Here is a 17,038-nt window from a genome sequence, read left to right on the forward strand (position 1 = left end):
GTTTGGATTTTTTGACGCCTGCGAATTCTCTGAAATATCCCAGGGCATTACTGGCCGATCTCTCACACTGCCTGAGGCATTTGCCTACAGGTCATTAGCAATCAGAAAAGCCTTTTGCCTGCATTCGGGTATAATCCCCTTCAGATTACGATTTTGGAGACGACCACGTGACTACCTGGAACTACCAACAGACGCATTTTGTCACTAGTGCGCCCGATATTCGCCACCTGCCTTCTGATACCGGTATTGAAGTGGCCTTTGCTGGCCGCTCAAATGCGGGGAAATCCAGCGCCCTGAATACGCTGACCAATCAGAAGAGCCTGGCGCGTACCTCAAAAACACCTGGCCGTACCCAGCTGATCAACCTGTTTGAAGTCGCAGAGGGCAAACGCCTGGTCGACTTACCGGGCTACGGTTACGCGCAGGTACCGGAAGAGATGAAAATCAAGTGGCAGCGTGCGCTGGGTGAATACCTGGAAAAACGTCTGTGCCTGAAAGGTCTGGTGGTGCTGATGGATATTCGTCACCCGCTAAAAGATCTCGATCAGCAGATGATCGACTGGGCTGTAGCAAGCGATATCGCCGTACTGGTGCTGCTGACGAAAGCCGATAAGCTGGCGAGCGGCGCGCGTAAAGCGCAGGTGAATATGGTTCGCGAAGCGGTGCTGGCGTTCAACGGTGATGTACAGGTTGAGCCGTTCTCCTCGCTGAAAAAGCAGGGCGTGGACAAGTTGCGTCAGAAACTCGATACCTGGTTTAGCGAGCTGGAACCCGCGAAGGAAGCGGAAGAAGAGTAATACCGGGCGCGGCAATGTCCGCGCTTTTTTTGCCTGAACATTTCTTTGCCGCAATAAAAAACGCCCCAGTCATTACTGACTGGGGCGGCTAAAATATTCAGCCAAATCCGATTACGTGAAGTAAAAGGTCTGAAAGATAGAACATCTTACCTCTGTACCCTACGCCGATAACTCTACCCCTTTTTGTGCTGCAGAAAAAGCACTTTTTGTAGTTTTTTTTCATTCTTTACATAGGGAATTCTAATGATCGTCACAAAACGCGCGTTCTAATGTTGCAAACTTACATAAATAGCGCGTTATGCGAAGAATCGTTAGTGAGCCTGATCCCAGTTTTCACCACTTCCCACTTCCACCAGCAACGGCACATCAAGCGTCATGCTGTTTTCCATCAGTTCGTGGATCTTCTTCGACACGGCGTCGAGGTCGTCCTTGTGCACTTCAAATACCAGTTCATCGTGTACCTGCATGATCATTTTCACGCGAGGCTTCTCTTCTTCCAGCCAGGCATCAACGGCGATCATTGCACGCTTAATAATATCCGCCGCGGTACCCTGCATCGGGGCGTTGATCGCCGCACGCTCTGCGCCAGCGCGGCGCGCCGCGTTGCTGGATTTGATGTCCGGTAGGTAGAGACGGCGGCCATCCAGGGTTTCGACGTAACCTTTTTCCTTCGCCTGCGCGCGTGTGCGTTCCATATATTCCAGCACGCCCGGATAACGCTCGAAGTAGAGATCCATATACTTCTGCGACTCTTTACGTGGAATGTTGAGCTGGCGTGAAAGGCCGAACGCGCTCATGCCGTAGATCAGACCGAAGTTGATCGCCTTAGCACTGCGGCGCTGTTCGTTGGTCACGCTGTCCAGCGGCAAGCCGAAGACTTCCGCCGCGGTTGCCCGGTGGATATCCTTCCCTTCGGCAAACGCGGTAAGCAGGCCTTTGTCACGGGACAGATGCGCCATAATGCGCAGTTCGATTTGCGAGTAGTCAGCAGAGACAATCAGATAATCCTCTGGTGCGATGAAAGCCTGGCGAATACGACGGCCCTCTTCGTTACGTACCGGGATGTTCTGCAGGTTGGGATCGGTTGACGAGAGACGACCGGTCGCCGCGACAGCCTGATGATACGACGTGTGCACGCGACCCGTTTTCGGGTTGATCATAAGCGGAAGCTTGTCGGTGTAGGTCGACTTCAGCTTCGCGAGACCACGGTACTGCAGAATCACTTTTGGCAGCGGGTAATCCAGCGCCAGCTCTTCCAGCACCTCTTCAGAGGTTGACGGTGCGCCGCCAGGGGTTTTCTTCAGCGGCTTGATGCCCTGCTTTTCAAACAGAATGGTTTGCAGCTGCTTCGGTGAAGAGAGGTTAAACGGCTCGCCTGCAAGCTCATGCGCTTTTTGCTCAAGCTCGGTCAGGCGCTGCGCCAGCTCCCCGGAGTGGTTATGCAGCACCGTTGGGTCGATTTTCACGCCGTTGCGTTCAATGCGGGATAGCACGGGCACCAGCGGCATCTCGATATGCTGGAACACGTTCAGCGGACCTTCGTGCTTCTGCAGTTTTGGCCACATCTTCAGATGCAGCTGCAGCGTGACGTCAGCATCTTCCGCCGCGTAGCGACCCGCCTCTTCAAGAGCAATCTGGTTAAAGGTGAGCTGATTTTTCCCTTTTCCGGCAATCTCTTCAAAGGTGATGGTTTTGTGCTTGAGCCAGCGGTCAGATAGGGAATCCATATCATGGCGGCCCGCGACGCTGTCCAGAATGTAGGATTCGAGCATGGTGTCGAAGGCGATCCCACGCAGTTCAATGCCGTAGTTTTGCAGAATGCCGCGGTCGTACTTGAGGTTTTGCCCAACCTTGAGCACCTTTTCGTCTTCCAGGATCGGCTTCAGCAGCTCAAGCACGCGTTCACGGGAGATCTGCTCCGGCGCATCCAGGTAATCGTGCGCCACAGGAACGTAGGCTGCAATACCCGGCTCTGTCGCAAATGACAGGCCAACCATATTGGCAGAGATGTTATCGAGACTGTCAGTTTCGGTATCAAAGGCAAAGACCGGCGCCTTTTTCAGTTTCTCGATCCAGGCGATCAGCTGTAACTCTTCAAGAATGGTTTCGTAGTTGTCGAATGAAAGCGCCACGGCTTCTTCTTCAGCCTGATCTTCTGCTTCAACAACAATCGTCTCCTTCGGCTTTGCAGTAGGTTTGGCCCCTTTTGCCTGTAGCCATTTACCGGCTTCCACGTCAGTGATCCAGCGCTTGAATTCGTATTTCTTAAACAGGCTCAGCAGATCGTCAGCAGAAGGCTGTTGCACCTCAAGCTGCTCACAGCCCAGCTCCAGTTCGACATCGGTTTTGATTGTAGCCAGCTTATAGGAGAGATAAGCCACCTCTTTGTTCTCTTCCAGTTTTCCGGCCATGGTTTTTGCGCCACGGAAGGATAGGCCGGCTATTTTGTCTGATTCCGCGTAGAGCTTATCCAGCCCGCCCAGCCCCAGAAGCAGCGCCTGCGCGGTTTTCTCACCAACGCCAGGGACACCCGGGATGTTATCCGAGGAGTCGCCCATCAACGCGAGGAAGTCGATAATCAGCTCAGGCGGCACCCCATACTTAGTGACAACCTCTTCAGGCCCCAGAATGGTGTTGGTCATGGTGTTAATCAGGGTGATACCTGGCGTCACCAGCTGCGCCATATCTTTATCACCGGTGCTGATCAGTACAGGACGACCCATCTTTTCTGCTTCACGCGCCAGCGTACCGATGACGTCATCGGCTTCAACGCCAGAGACGGCCAGCAGCGGCAGCCCCATCGCTCTTACCATGGTGTGCAGCGGTTCAATCTGCGCACGCAGATCGTCAGGCATTGGCGGACGGTGAGATTTGTAATGCTCAAACAGCTCATCGCGGAACGTTTTGCCTTTCGCATCAAAGACCACAGCCGCATGGGTTGGCTGGTACTGAAGGATCAGGCTGCGCAGCATGTTCAGCACGCCGTACATTGCGCCGGTGGGTTCCCCTGCGCTATTGGTCAGAGGAGGAAACGCATGGTATGCCCGATACAGGTAAGAAGAGCCATCGACGAGAATAAGAGGGTTTTCTGGGATCTGAACCATAATGTCCGTGCCTTTAATCAATTTATGGGTAAAGGATGCCACAGAAGGATGAAAACATCAGTTATTAGCGCCTGATACAGGAAAAGATTTTGCGATCGTGAGGATCGCTCGCAAAATTCAAACTGTGGATAAGTTTGTGCATATTTTCACTTCATATGAATAACAGACACAAAATACACATATGAGTTATTTTTTAGATCTTAATTATCATGATGTTATGGCATTAGATCTTATCTATATGGCCAACTGATGGCAATTTAGTCTATGTGGATATAAGCCTTGATAAGCGCGGAATCACAGTGAAATCGTCTACGACAGGGTAAAAGCGGCCAAATCATCACATGAAAGCGCCATTAATTTGTCCGTTTTCTGGTAAAATCAGCGCCCAGCGTCGAATAGCCGGCCGCTAACTTACAGCTAACTACCTGAAAAAGCTCATCATGTCGAGATTGCTCGCTGCAATAACATTACTGTTAAGCATCATTTTAACTATTCTGGTGACTGTCGCATGTTCTGTGCCGATCATCGTAGCCGGGATCATTAAACTGCTGCTGCCTGTCCCCATGGTGTGGCGAGCCGTGTCCGCATTTTGTAATTTCATGATGTACTGCTGGTGCGAAGGGCTGGCGATCCTGCTGTGCCTGAACCCGCATCTGAAGTGGGATATCAAAGGACTGGAGAGTCTTAACAAGAAGAACTGGTACCTGCTGATCTGCAATCACCACAGCTGGGCGGACATCGTGGTGTTATGCGTGCTTTTTCGCAAACACATCCCGATGAACAAATACTTTCTGAAACAGCAGCTCGCCTGGGTGCCTTTTATTGGGCTGGCCTGCTGGGCGCTAGATATGCCCTTTATGAAACGCTATTCGCGCAGCTATTTGATTCGTCATCCCGAGCGTCGCGGCAAAGATGTGGAGACCACGCGCCGTTCCTGCGAAAAGTTTCGCGCGCATCCAACGACTATCGTGAACTTTGTTGAAGGTTCCCGGTTTACGGAAGAGAAGCGCCAGCAAACTCGCTCTCCTTATCAGCATCTGTTGCCGCCAAAGGCAGCGGGGATTGCGATGGCGCTTAACGTGCTGGGAGCACAGTTCGATAAACTTCTTAACGTCACGCTCTGCTATCCGGAAAACGACAGGACGCCATTCTTCGATATGCTCAGCGGCAAACTGACGCGCATTGTCGTGCATGTCGACCTGGTTCCGATTGACGCTGAACTGCACGGTGATTACGTAAACGACAAGAATTTCAAACGTCGTTTCCAGCAGTGGCTTAATACGCTCTGGAAAGAGAAAGACGAACAGATAGGCAGGATTAAATCTTCATACAAAAACGCCGGTCAGTGACCGGCGTTTTTACATCAGTGAAATTACTTCTTCTCAACCAGGTATTTCACGGTATCAGCATACTGCTGTACGAAGATATCCATGCTGCTGGTGTCCATGCCCTGCATGTTCAGCTGATATTTGCCGTTAACAAACATCGCCGGAACGCCCTGAAGCTGGAGGTCAGCAGCCGCTTTTTCCTGCTGGGCAACCAGTGATTTCACCACGAAGCTGTTCCACGCGGCATCATACTCTTCACCTTTCACGCCGGCATCAACGAACACTTTACGGATATCCGCAGTGGTCTGAACGGTCTGTGTTTTCTGTACGGCTTCAAACATTGGCGAAGTGATCTTATCTTCCACGCCCAGTGCCATCGCCACCGCCCATGCCTGAGTCAGGTCTTTACCCAATGGGCCCAGGAACTCGACGTGGTACTTGGTCATTTTTGTGCCTTCCGGCAGCTTTTTCTTCACGTTGTCAGAAACATGCAGCACCTGCTCGAACTGATAGCAGTGTGGGCAATAGAACGAGAAGAACTCCAGAACCTGTGGCTCGCCAGCGACCGGCTTGTCCAGCGTGATGTACTGTTTGCCGTCGGTAAACTGCGCAGCAGAAGCGCTAAATGCCAGAATCATACCTGCCAGCGCCAGCCAAATTTTTTTCATGATTAACTCTCTCCTGGGTGTGTCCATTAATACATCGGCGTTAATTGCAGAGGGGGCTCCTGAAGAACCCTAACCTGCTCAGTAAATGTAGATATCTGGCTACGCCAGTAATCCTCTCCGGTAAGCCACGGGAAATTGCGAGGAAATGCCGGATCGTCCCAACGCCTGATTAACCATGCGAGATAATAAACAAAACGCATCGCACGTAAAGGCTCAATCAGGGCAATTTCGTCTGAATTAAACGGGCTAAATTCTTCATAAGCTTCAATAATGGTTTCAAGCTGCATGCGCTGCTCGGCTTTATCGCCATTGAGCAGCATCCACAGGTCCTGAACCGCTGCCCCCATGCGCGCATCGTCGAGATCGACAAAGAGCGGGCCGTCACGCCAGAGAATATTCCCGGCGTGACAATCGCCATGCAGGCGCAGGACGGAAATATCATCGCGCCAGCAGGTTTTCACTGCAGCAATAAGCTTATCGGTGGCGTTGAGGAAATCATCCTTTAGCGCTGCGGGGATCATTGCAGACGTTTCGAATACTTGGCGCGGTTCAAGAAGGTATTCCTGAATCCCGATAGTCGGGCGGGCAATAAAGGCTTTTTTGCGTCCCGTCTGGTGTATACGCCCAAGATAGCGGGCAACCCACTCCATCTGATCGATATTATCCGCTTCAAACTGGCGCCCCCCCAGGCTCGGGAATACAGCGTAGTAAAACCCTTCGTGCGTGAGGAGCGTTTGGTTATTGAATTTTAGCGGTGCGGCAACGGGAACATCGTCATCCAGCAGATCGTGAGCAAACTGATGCTCTTCCTGAATTTGTTCTGCGGACCAGCGTTCAGGACGATAGAACTTTACAACGAATCGCTGACGATCCTCGTCCTGAAATTGATAGACGCGGTTTTCGTAGCTGTTTAACGGTGTTAGCCCGGAATCCACCCGAATACCCTGTTCAAACAGGGCATCCATAATGGTGTCCGGGTGTAATGTCTGGAAAGTAAAAGCCTGGTCGTTCATCCGATCATCCGGAAATTATACGAATGATTCAGGATATCATCTTGTGGCGATTTCGGTGCCGCCGCTTACAAGCTTTTACTCTTTAATTACGCCTCGTGCGCGCAATAATGCGGTCTTAAAATCTTCCTCATAATCTTTCTGAATACCAGGAATAACAGCATCTTTGGCAGAGTCGCGCATTTTAAGGTGGTAGATCAGGATGTCGTCAGAAAGGTCAGCCAGATCGCCGTCAAAACCTGACTCTTTCGCCAGTTTCTGTAAAAATTGCATCAGATTTAGCTCTGGCTCTTTTTGCCAGGCGGGCTGTAGGAGTTCAATAACTTCATTCAGACGTTTACATTTCATGGTGGTGCTCCTTTCATTTAGAGTGACACGTTAGCAGGGTCAATCCCACAATAAAAGAGGCGATATTCGTGAATCTTAGCCAGGAAATCATCGGGGTCGTTCTGGCAGGCGGCAGAGCAACGCGAATGGGCGGAAAAGATAAGGGGCTTCAGCTTCTTAATGGAAAACCCTTATGGCAGCATGTCGCCGATACGCTCTCAGGCCAGGTGTCGACAATGGCCATCAGCGCTAACCGGCATATCGACACTTACCGAAGCAGCGGGTACGCCGTCTACCAGGATATCGTTGAGGATTACCCAGGACCGCTGGCCGGTATGCTTTCGGTCATACAACAGTCTCAAGGAGAGTGGTTTATCTTCTGCCCCTGCGATACCCCGTTTATTCCGTCCTGTCTTGCCGAGCGTTTATTACAGCTTCGCGGTACAGCTCCTGTGGTTTGGGTACATGACGGCGAGCGTGACCATCCTGCTATCGCATTAATGCACCGATCGCTAGCGCTTGCTCTGCAGAGCTATCTGGCTGGGGGAGAGCGCAGGGTAATGGTCTTCATGCGTGAGTCTGGCGGCCATTCCGTTGATTTTAGCGATTTAAAATCAGCGTTTGTGAACGTGAATACGCATGAAGATTTGCAGATGATGCAGGAGAAAAAATGATACCTATTTTAGCCATTTCCGCATGGAGTGGGACCGGGAAAACCACGCTCCTGAAAAAGCTCATTCCTGCGCTATGTGCCAGAGGTATTCGTCCAGGATTGATTAAGCATACGCACCATAATATGGATGTCGATAAACCGGGAAAAGACAGCTTTGAGCTGCGTAAAGCGGGTGCAGCGCAAACGATGGTGGCAAGTTCTCAACGCTGGGCGTTAATGGCAGAAACGCCGGACGAGGCGCCGCTGGATCTCGCTTATCTTGTCAGTAGGATGGATCACTCCACCCTGGATCTGGTGCTGATTGAGGGATTTAAGCATGAGGCCGTGCCTAAGATCCTGCTATTCAGAAGCGATGCCGGGCATGACATCAGCGAGTTAACGCTTGATGAGCATGTCATTGCGGTGGTCAGTGATGTTGTATTGCCACTTGAAGTTCCGGTACTGGATTTAAATGATGTGGATGGGATTGCGGAGTTTATTATGGAGTGGAGTGCGATCTGACGACTTGCCGGGTAGCGGCTTCGCCTTATCCGGCCTACCGTTTTTTGACCCATAAACGCAAAAAGGCCATCCTTCCGGATGGCCTCTTCACTTGTTTGATGCCTGGCAGTTCCCTACTCTCACATGGGGAGACCCCACACTACCATCGGCGCTACGGCGTTTCACTTCTGAGTTCGGCATGGGGTCAGGTGGGACCACCGCGCTAAAGCCGCCAGGCAAATTCTGTTAAATCTGTATCAGGCTGAAATTGATTGTTTTGTCTCTTCGCCAAAACATCTTCGGCGTTGTAAGGTTAAGCCTCACGGTTCATTAGTATCGGTTAGCTCAACGCATCGCTGCGCTTACACACCCGACCTATCAACGTCGTCGTCTTCAACGTTCCTTCAGGACCCTTAAAGGGTCAGGGAGAACTCATCTCGGGGCAAGTTTCGTGCTTAGATGCTTTCAGCACTTATCTTTTCCGCATTTAGCTACCGGGCAGTGCCATTGGCATGACAACCCGAACACCAGTGATGCGTCCACTCCGGTCCTCTCGTACTAGGAGCAGCCCCCCTCAATTCTCCAGCGCCCACGGCAGATAGGGACCGAACTGTCTCACGACGTTCTAAACCCAGCTCGCGTACCACTTTAAATGGCGAACAGCCATACCCTTGGGACCTACTTCAGCCCCAGGATGTGATGAGCCGACATCGAGGTGCCAAACACCGCCGTCGATATGAACTCTTGGGCGGTATCAGCCTGTTATCCCCGGAGTACCTTTTATCCGTTGAGCGATGGCCCTTCCATTCAGAACCACCGGATCACTATGACCTGCTTTCGCACCTGCTCGAGCCGTCACTCTCGCAGTCAAGCTAGCTTATGCCATTGCACTAACCTCCTGATGTCCGACCAGGATTAGCTAACCTTCGTGCTCCTCCGTTACTCTTTGGGAGGAGACCGCCCCAGTCAAACTACCCACCAGACACTGTCCGCAACCCGGATCACGGGTCTACGTTAGAACACCAGCCATTAAAGGGTGGTATTTCAAGGACGGCTCCACGCAGACTGGCGTCCACGCTTCAAAGCCTCCCACCTATCCTACACATCAAGGACCAGTGTTCAGTGTCAAGCTATAGTAAAGGTTCACGGGGTCTTTCCGTCTTGCCGCGGGTACACTGCATCTTCACAGCGAGTTCAATTTCACTGAGTCTCGGGTGGAGACAGCCTGGCCATCATTACGCCATTCGTGCAGGTCGGAACTTACCCGACAAGGAATTTCGCTACCTTAGGACCGTTATAGTTACGGCCGCCGTTTACCGGGGCTTCGATCAAGAGCTTCGCGTTACCGCTAACCCCATCAATTAACCTTCCGGCACCGGGCAGGCGTCACACCGTATACGTCCACTTTCGTGTTTGCACAGTGCTGTGTTTTTAATAAACAGTTGCAGCCAGCTGGTATCTTCGACTGATTTCAGCTCCACCCGCAGGGGCTTCACCTACATATCAGCGTGCCTTCTCCCGAAGTTACGGCACCATTTTGCCTAGTTCCTTCACCCGAGTTCTCTCAAGCGCCTTGGTATTCTCTACCTGACCACCTGTGTCGGTTTGGGGTACGATTTGATGTTACCTGATGCTTAGAGGCTTTTCCTGGAAGCAGGGCATTTGTTACTTCAGCACCGTAGTGCCTCGTCATCACACCTCAGCGTTAAAAAACGACCGGATTTACCTAATCGTTCCGCCTACATGCTTAAACCGGGACAACCGTCGCCCGGCTAACATAGCCTTCTCCGTCCCCCCTTCGCAGTAACACCAAGTACAGGAATATTAACCTGTTTCCCATCGACTACGCCTTTCGGCCTCGCCTTAGGGGTCGACTCACCCTGCCCCGATTAACGTTGGACAGGAACCCTTGGTCTTCCGGCGAGCGGGCTTTTCACCCGCTTTATCGTTACTTATGTCAGCATTCGCACTTCTGATACCTCCAGCATGCCTCACAGCACACCTTCAACGGCTTACAGAACGCTCCCCTACCCAACAACGCATAAGCGTCGCTGCCGCAGCTTCGGTGCATGGTTTAGCCCCGTTACATCTTCCGCGCAGGCCGACTCGACCAGTGAGCTATTACGCTTTCTTTAAATGATGGCTGCTTCTAAGCCAACATCCTGGCTGTCTGTGCCTTCCCACATCGTTTCCCACTTAACCATGACTTTGGGACCTTAGCTGGCGGTCTGGGTTGTTTCCCTCTTCACGACGGACGTTAGCACCCGCCGTGTGTCTCCCGTGATAACATTCTTCGGTATTCGTAGTTTGCATCGGGTTGGTAAGCCGGGATGGCCCCCTAGCCGAAACAGTGCTCTACCCCCGAAGATGAGTTCACGAGGCGCTACCTAAATAGCTTTCGGGGAGAACCAGCTATCTCCCGGTTTGATTGGCCTTTCACCCCCAGCCACAAGTCATCCGCTAATTTTTCAACATTAGTCGGTTCGGTCCTCCAGTTAGTGTTACCCAACCTTCAACCTGCCCATGGCTAGATCACCGGGTTTCGGGTCTATACCCTGCAACTTAACGCCCAGTTAAGACTCGGTTTCCCTTCGGCTCCCCTATACGGTTAACCTTGCTACAGAATATAAGTCGCTGACCCATTATACAAAAGGTACGCAGTCACACCACGAAGGTGCTCCCACTGCTTGTACGTACACGGTTTCAGGTTCTTTTTCACTCCCCTCGCCGGGGTTCTTTTCGCCTTTCCCTCACGGTACTGGTTCACTATCGGTCAGTCAGGAGTATTTAGCCTTGGAGGATGGTCCCCCCATATTCAGACAGGATACCACGTGTCCCGCCCTACTCTTCGAGTTCACAGCCTGTGTGCTTTCGTGTACGGGACTGTCACCCTGTACCGTGCGACTTTCCAGACGCTTCCACTAACACACAAGCTGATTCAGACTCTGGGCTGCTCCCCGTTCGCTCGCCGCTACTGGGGGAATCTCGGTTGATTTCTTTTCCTCGGGGTACTTAGATGTTTCAGTTCCCCCGGTTCGCCTCGTTAACCTATGTATTCAGTTAACGATAGTGCAACGAATTGCACTGGGTTTCCCCATTCGGACATCGCCGGGTCAAAGGTTCATATCACCTCGCCGGCGCTTTTCGCAGATTAGCACGTCCTTCATCGCCTCTGACTGCCAGGGCATCCACCGTGTACGCTTAGTCGCTTAACCTCACAACCCGAAGATGTTTCACTTCTGATTGCGAAAATTTGAGAGACTCGAACACACCATTAAGATGTGTCGTTTCAATTTTCAGCTTGATCCAGATTTTTAAAGAGCAAATATCTCAAACGTGACTCGCAAGTCAGTTTTGAGATATGACGGCAGGTGACTTTCACTCACGAACCAGCAAGTGGCGTCCCCTAGGGGATTCGAACCCCTGTTACCGCCGTGAAAGGGCGGTGTCCTGGGCCTCTAGACGAAGGGGACACTGAAGTCTCAATCGCAAGACGCCTTGCTATTTACTTTTCATCAGACAATCTGTGTGAGCACTGCAAAGGCAGGTTCTTTAAGGTAAGGAGGTGATCCAACCGCAGGTTCCCCTACGGTTACCTTGTTACGACTTCACCCCAGTCATGAATCACAAAGTGGTAAGCGCCCTCCCGAAGGTTAAGCTACCTACTTCTTTTGCAACCCACTCCCATGGTGTGACGGGCGGTGTGTACAAGGCCCGGGAACGTATTCACCGTAGCATTCTGATCTACGATTACTAGCGATTCCGACTTCATGGAGTCGAGTTGCAGACTCCAATCCGGACTACGACGCACTTTATGAGGTCCGCTTGCTCTCGCGAGGTCGCTTCTCTTTGTATGCGCCATTGTAGCACGTGTGTAGCCCTACTCGTAAGGGCCATGATGACTTGACGTCATCCCCACCTTCCTCCAGTTTATCACTGGCAGTCTCCTTTGAGTTCCCGGCCTAACCGCTGGCAACAAAGGATAAGGGTTGCGCTCGTTGCGGGACTTAACCCAACATTTCACAACACGAGCTGACGACAGCCATGCAGCACCTGTCTCAGAGTTCCCGAAGGCACCAATCCATCTCTGGAAAGTTCTCTGGATGTCAAGAGTAGGTAAGGTTCTTCGCGTTGCATCGAATTAAACCACATGCTCCACCGCTTGTGCGGGCCCCCGTCAATTCATTTGAGTTTTAACCTTGCGGCCGTACTCCCCAGGCGGTCGACTTAACGCGTTAGCTCCGGAAGCCACGCCTCAAGGGCACAACCTCCAAGTCGACATCGTTTACGGCGTGGACTACCAGGGTATCTAATCCTGTTTGCTCCCCACGCTTTCGCACCTGAGCGTCAGTCTTTGTCCAGGGGGCCGCCTTCGCCACCGGTATTCCTCCAGATCTCTACGCATTTCACCGCTACACCTGGAATTCTACCCCCCTCTACAAGACTCTAGCCTGCCAGTTTCGAATGCAGTTCCCAGGTTGAGCCCGGGGATTTCACATCCGACTTGACAGACCGCCTGCGTGCGCTTTACGCCCAGTAATTCCGATTAACGCTTGCACCCTCCGTATTACCGCGGCTGCTGGCACGGAGTTAGCCGGTGCTTCTTCTGCGGGTAACGTCAATCGCTGTGGTTATTAACCACAACGCCTTCCTCCCCGCTGAAAGTACTTTACAACCCGAAGGCCTTCTTCATACACGCGGCATGGCTGCATCAGGCTTGCGCCCATTGTGCAATATTCCCCACTGCTGCCTCCCGTAGGAGTCTGGACCGTGTCTCAGTTCCAGTGTGGCTGGTCATCCTCTCAGACCAGCTAGGGATCGTCGCCTAGGTGAGCCGTTACCCCACCTACTAGCTAATCCCATCTGGGCACATCTGATGGCAAGAGGCCCGAAGGTCCCCCTCTTTGGTCTTGCGACGTTATGCGGTATTAGCTACCGTTTCCAGTAGTTATCCCCCTCCATCAGGCAGTTTCCCAGACATTACTCACCCGTCCGCCGCTCGTCACCCGAGAGCAAGCTCTCTGTGTTACCGCTCGACTTGCATGTGTTAGGCCTGCCGCCAGCGTTCAATCTGAGCCATGATCAAACTCTTCAATTTAAGTTTGATGCTCGTGAATTAAACTTCGTAATGAATTACGCATGTTCACTCAGAGACTTGGTATTCATTTTTCGTCTTGCGACGTTAAGAATCCATGTCACTTTGAGTGCCCACACAGATTGTCTGATAAATTGTTAAAGAGCAGTGCCGCTTCGCTTTTCGCAGCGGCGCGGGGTGTGCATATTACGCTTTCCCGCTTCAGAGTCAAGCGTTTATTTACGCTGTTCTCTGCTGACCTGGCGGCGTGTGTGCCGTTGTTCCGTGTCAGTGGAGGCGCATTATAGGGAGTTATTCCGACGTGACAAGAGGAAATTTAAAAAAAGTTTTCATCCGCGTTTTTTTTCACCACCAGAGGTGAAATCAAGCTACAAATTGTTCTATTTGATGTATCTGCAACCACAATCACATTCGAGGTGGCATAATTATCAGCATGAATCTTTAAGGAATAAAAGCGATGCCATTAAGCGCACAACAGCTGGCCGCCCAAAAAAACCTGTCGTACGTGCTGGCAGAAAAGCTGGCGCAGCGGATTTTAGCGGGTAAATATGCCCCCGGTAGCATCCTGCCGGGTGAGATGGAGCTGGGTGAGCAGTTTGGGGTGAGCCGTACCGCCGTGCGCGAAGCGGTGAAAACCCTGACGGCAAAAGGTATGGTGCTTCCACGTCCTCGCATTGGCACACGCGTAATGCCACAGAGTAACTGGAATTTTCTCGATCAGGAGTTGCTCTCCTGGTGGATGACGGAAGATAACTTTCATCAGGTCGTCGATCACTTTCTGGTGATGCGCAGCAGCCTTGAACCTCAGGCATGTCTGCTTGCCGCTACGCTGGGAACAGCAGAGCAGAAAGCGCAGCTTAACGCGTTGATGGAAGAGATGGTGTTCCTGAAAAAACACTTCAACCGCGAACGCTGGGTTGAGGTCGATATGGCCTGGCATGAACACATCTATATGATGAGCGCCAATCCGTTCCTTACCTCTTTTGCTTCTTTATTTCATTCTGTGTATCACACCTACTTTACCTCTATTACACAAAACGAAGTGGTAAAACTGGATTTGCATCAGGCGATAGTGGATGCCATCCAGGAAAGCGACGGGCAACGAGCCCTGAGTGCGTGCCAGGCATTGCTGGCCGCGCCAACCCACCAGCAGGTAAATAAATGACAAAGAAAAAAGCGCGCAGCATGGCCGGATTGCCGTGGATTGCAGCCATGGCGTTTTTTATGCAGGCACTGGATGCCACCATCCTCAACACCGCGCTTCCCGCTATTGCGCAAAGCCTCAACCGTTCCCCACTGGCGATGCAGTCCGCCATCATCAGCTACACCCTGACGGTGGCAATGTTAATACCGGTCAGCGGCTGGCTGGCCGACCGCTTTGGCACCCGCAGAGTTTTCATGCTGGCCGTAACGCTCTTTACGCTCGGTTCGCTGGCCTGTGCGCTCTCCTCATCATTAACAGAGCTGGTCATCTTCCGCGTATTGCAGGGCATCGGCGGCGCGATGATGATGCCCGTGGCGCGCCTTGCCCTACTGCGAGCCTACCCGCGCAGCGAATTACTTCCCGTGCTCAACTTCGTTACCATGCCAGGCCTTGTTGGCCCGATACTTGGCCCGGTCCTCGGTGGCGTGTTTGTCACCTGGGCAAGCTGGCACTGGATCTTCCTGATTAATATCCCAATTGGCGTTGCGGGGCTGCTGTATGCCCGCAAATATATGCCGAACTTCACCACGCCAAGGCGCAGCTTCGACATGGGCGGCTTTTTCCTGTTCGGCCTGAGCCTGGTGTTATTCTCCAGCGGGATGGAGCTGTTTGGCGAGAAGATCGTCGCAACGTGGATAGCGCTCTCCGTTATCCTGAGCGGTATTCTGTTATTTCTTCTTTATATACGTCACGCGCGCCGCCACCCGACACCGTTAATCTCCCTGGGGCTCTTTAACACCCGAACCTTTTCCGTAGGGATTGCAGGCAACATTGCGTCTCGTCTGGGGACGGGTTGCGTGCCGTTCCTGATGCCATTGATGCTGCAGGTGGGTTTCGGCTACCCGGCCCTGATTGCTGGCTGCATGATGGCGCCCACGGCAATGGGCTCGATTCTGGCAAAATCAACCGTTACGCAGGTGCTGCGCTGGTTTGGCTATCGTAAGACGCTGGTTGGCGTGACGGTCTTTATCGGTTTGATGATTGCGCAGTTTTCGCTGCAGTCCGCCGCGTTACCCGTCTGGATGCTGATCCTGCCGCTGTTTGTGTTGGGCATGGCGATGTCGACGCAGTTCACATCGATGAACACCATCACCCTCGCAGATCTGACTGACGAGAACGCCAGTAGCGGCAACAGCGTGCTGGCGGTAACGCAACAGCTGTCGATCAGTTTAGGGGTTGCCGTGAGTGCAGCGGTGCTGAGGTTTTATGAGGGTTTTGATAACGCAAATACCGTTGAGCAGTTCCACTATACCTTTATCACCATGGGCGCACTTACCGTGGTATCGGCGCTGGTCTTTATGCTGTTAAAACCGAAAGACGGCAGAAACCTGATTAAAGAGCGTCATAAAGAGAAAGCTAAACCGAACCGCGTTCCATCAGAACAGGAGTAAGCTGCAGGCGTTGTTGCTGCAGCGTGGGCTGCGCCATACGGTGGATCAACACATCTATGGCCAGCTCGCCCAGTTCATCCTTCGGCTGATGAATAGTAGTCAGCGGCGGCGTCATGTAGCGGGCAAGTTCAATATCATCGTAGCCAATCACCGCCATATCGTCCGGCACGCGTAGCCCCGCCTGGTACAACGCCTGATAGGCACCAAACGCCATCGCATCATTACCAATAAAGACCGCCTGCGGGCGCTGCGCTTGCGTCAGCAGTTTCTGCATTGCCTCGAAGCCACCGTTAAATTCGAAATCACCAGTGATCCGGTAGCCATCAGGAATGGCGAGCCCTGCTCGATCCATGGCGGAGAGATACCCTTCCAGACGCAAACGCGCCGGGGTTTTATCCAGCGGACCGGTAATACAGGCGATGCGGGTATAGCCTTTATCAATCAGATACTGAGTCGCCATATCACCACCCAGCAGGGAGTTATCCTGAATGAGATCGCTGGTTCCGTCGAATGGGGCCCAGTCCATCATCACGGTGGGAATAGAAGGATAGCGCTGGATGATCTCTTTCGAGGGCTGGTGCGTTTCGGTGCAGAGCAACAGTAGCCCGTCGACGCGTTTTTGCATCAGCGTCTCCAGGTTACGATTCATGCGCTGCTCGTCACCTTCGGTGTTACACAGCACCAGGCTGTAGCCGCGCTCGAAGCAGCTGCGCTCCACGCCGCGAACCAGTTCTGAATAAAAGGGGTTGGTACTTGCGGTGATCAGCATACCGATGGTGCGCGTCTGATTGAGCTTAAGGCTGCGCGCCAGCGCAGACGGTGCATAGTTGAGTTCTTTTACCGCAGCTTCGACTTTTTCCCGAATCGCCTCGCTGACGAAGCGATCTTTATTAATGACGTGGGAGACCGTCGAGGTAGAAACGCCCGCCATACGGGCGACATCTTTCATTGTAGCCAAGCG

11 protein-coding genes, 1 tRNA gene and 3 rRNA genes are annotated in these 17,038 nt (G+C 52.4%); 6 read left to right on the forward strand and 9 right to left on the reverse strand.

Annotation, left to right across the window (positions count from 1 at the left end; all coding sequences use genetic code 11):
* Positions 1–167: 167 nt before the first annotated feature.
* Positions 168–797: a ribosome biogenesis GTP-binding protein YihA/YsxC gene (gene yihA / locus KGP22_RS22060; protein ID WP_111963937.1), complete on the forward strand. Its 630-nt coding sequence runs from the start codon at positions 168–170 to the stop codon at positions 795–797.
* A gap of 311 nt (positions 798–1,108) precedes the next feature.
* Here the strand turns inward: yihA and polA are convergent, their stop codons facing one another.
* Positions 1,109–3,901, reverse strand: a complete 2,793-nt coding sequence (polA, locus tag KGP22_RS22065; protein ID WP_223580795.1) for a DNA polymerase I — start codon at positions 3,899–3,901, stop codon at positions 1,109–1,111.
* A 440-nt stretch (positions 3,902–4,341) separates the two neighbouring features.
* Here polA and KGP22_RS22070 point away from each other — a divergent pair, with 440 nt between their 5' ends.
* A complete protein-coding gene (locus KGP22_RS22070) occupies positions 4,342–5,250 on the forward strand; it encodes an acyltransferase (protein WP_111963936.1) in 909 nt (302 codons plus the stop codon).
* A 23-nt stretch (positions 5,251–5,273) separates the two neighbouring features.
* Here KGP22_RS22070 and dsbA read toward each other — a convergent pair whose 3' ends face one another.
* The 3 genes from dsbA to KGP22_RS22085 all read right to left on the reverse strand — a co-directional run bounded on the left by dsbA (position 5,274) and on the right by KGP22_RS22085 (position 7,255).
* Positions 5,274–5,897 carry a thiol:disulfide interchange protein DsbA gene (gene dsbA / locus KGP22_RS22075; protein ID WP_045285687.1) on the reverse strand — a complete coding sequence of 208 codons (624 nt, stop codon included), beginning with the start codon at positions 5,895–5,897 and terminating at the stop codon, positions 5,274–5,276.
* A gap of 26 nt (positions 5,898–5,923) precedes the next feature.
* Entirely contained in the window at positions 5,924–6,910 is a 987-nt protein-coding gene (locus KGP22_RS22080) for a serine/threonine protein kinase (protein ID WP_111963934.1), read from the reverse strand.
* A 75-nt stretch (positions 6,911–6,985) separates the two neighbouring features.
* Positions 6,986–7,255: a YihD family protein gene (locus KGP22_RS22085; protein WP_008501866.1), complete on the reverse strand. Its 270-nt coding sequence runs from the start codon at positions 7,253–7,255 to the stop codon at positions 6,986–6,988.
* A gap of 68 nt (positions 7,256–7,323) precedes the next feature.
* Between KGP22_RS22085 and mobA the strand changes: the two genes are divergently transcribed.
* Together mobA and mobB are read left to right on the forward strand one after the other, a co-directional pair.
* Positions 7,324–7,908 carry a molybdenum cofactor guanylyltransferase MobA gene (gene mobA / locus KGP22_RS22090; RefSeq protein WP_223580797.1) on the forward strand — a complete coding sequence of 195 codons (585 nt, stop codon included), beginning with the start codon at positions 7,324–7,326 and terminating at the stop codon, positions 7,906–7,908.
* Positions 7,905–8,408 (forward strand): molybdopterin-guanine dinucleotide biosynthesis protein MobB, encoded by a 504-nt coding sequence (gene mobB, locus KGP22_RS22095; RefSeq protein ID WP_111963932.1) that lies wholly within the window; start codon positions 7,905–7,907, stop codon positions 8,406–8,408. The genes mobA and mobB overlap by 4 nt, the downstream gene beginning before the upstream one ends.
* Before the next feature lie 100 nt (positions 8,409–8,508).
* Here mobB and rrf read toward each other — a convergent pair.
* The 4 genes from rrf to KGP22_RS22115 form a co-directional block, all read right to left on the reverse strand.
* Positions 8,509–8,624 (reverse strand): 5S ribosomal RNA (gene rrf / locus KGP22_RS22100).
* A gap of 72 nt (positions 8,625–8,696) precedes the next feature.
* Positions 8,697–11,602: ribosomal RNA gene (locus KGP22_RS22105) — 23S ribosomal RNA — on the reverse strand.
* 182 nt (positions 11,603–11,784) lie between these two features.
* Positions 11,785–11,860 (reverse strand) — tRNA-Glu (locus KGP22_RS22110).
* A gap of 85 nt (positions 11,861–11,945) precedes the next feature.
* Positions 11,946–13,485 (reverse strand): 16S ribosomal RNA (locus KGP22_RS22115).
* The 16S, 23S and 5S rRNA genes sit together here with 1 tRNA gene alongside, the layout of an rRNA operon.
* 454 nt (positions 13,486–13,939) lie before the next feature.
* Between KGP22_RS22115 and KGP22_RS22120 the strand changes: the two genes are divergently transcribed.
* Both KGP22_RS22120 and mdtD read left to right on the forward strand, forming a co-directional pair.
* On the forward strand, positions 13,940–14,647 hold the full coding sequence (locus KGP22_RS22120; protein ID WP_023309775.1) for a FadR/GntR family transcriptional regulator: 708 nt from the start codon (positions 13,940–13,942) through the stop codon (positions 14,645–14,647).
* On the forward strand, positions 14,644–16,077 hold the full coding sequence (gene mdtD / locus KGP22_RS22125) for a multidrug transporter subunit MdtD (protein ID WP_223580799.1): 1,434 nt from the start codon (positions 14,644–14,646) through the stop codon (positions 16,075–16,077). Before KGP22_RS22120 ends, mdtD begins: the two co-directional genes overlap by 4 nt.
* On the opposite strand, the gene rbsR is transcribed toward mdtD, so the two are convergent.
* Complete coding sequence (rbsR, locus tag KGP22_RS22130) at positions 16,043–17,035, reverse strand: ribose operon transcriptional repressor RbsR (RefSeq protein ID WP_111964226.1); 993 nt, start codon at positions 17,033–17,035, stop codon at positions 16,043–16,045. The two genes, mdtD and rbsR, sit on opposite strands and share 35 nt — an antisense overlap.
* Positions 17,036–17,038: the final 3 nt, after the last annotated feature.

It is taken from the genome of Enterobacter sp. JBIWA005, from assembly GCF_019968805.1.
GTDB classification, from domain to species: domain Bacteria; phylum Pseudomonadota; class Gammaproteobacteria; order Enterobacterales; family Enterobacteriaceae; genus Enterobacter; species Enterobacter vonholyi.

Excerpts from the sequence above, each read along its gene's own strand:
- KGP22_RS22120 (WP_023309775.1), top strand. The coding sequence starts at position 13,940 with ATGCCATTAAGCGCACAACAGCTGGCCGCCCAAAAAAACCTGTCGTAC.
- KGP22_RS22070 (WP_111963936.1), top strand. The coding sequence starts at position 4,342 with ATGTCGAGATTGCTCGCTGCAATAACATTACTGTTAAGCATCATTTTA.
- KGP22_RS22085 (WP_008501866.1), bottom strand. The coding sequence starts at position 7,255 with ATGAAATGTAAACGTCTGAATGAAGTTATTGAACTCCTACAGCCCGCC.
- mdtD (WP_223580799.1), top strand. The coding sequence starts at position 14,644 with ATGACAAAGAAAAAAGCGCGCAGCATGGCCGGATTGCCGTGGATTGCA.
- dsbA (WP_045285687.1), bottom strand. The coding sequence starts at position 5,897 with ATGAAAAAAATTTGGCTGGCGCTGGCAGGTATGATTCTGGCATTTAGC.
- KGP22_RS22080 (WP_111963934.1), bottom strand. The coding sequence starts at position 6,910 with ATGAACGACCAGGCTTTTACTTTCCAGACATTACACCCGGACACCATT.
- mobB (WP_111963932.1), top strand. The coding sequence starts at position 7,905 with ATGATACCTATTTTAGCCATTTCCGCATGGAGTGGGACCGGGAAAACC.
- polA (WP_223580795.1), bottom strand. The coding sequence starts at position 3,901 with ATGGTTCAGATCCCAGAAAACCCTCTTATTCTCGTCGATGGCTCTTCT.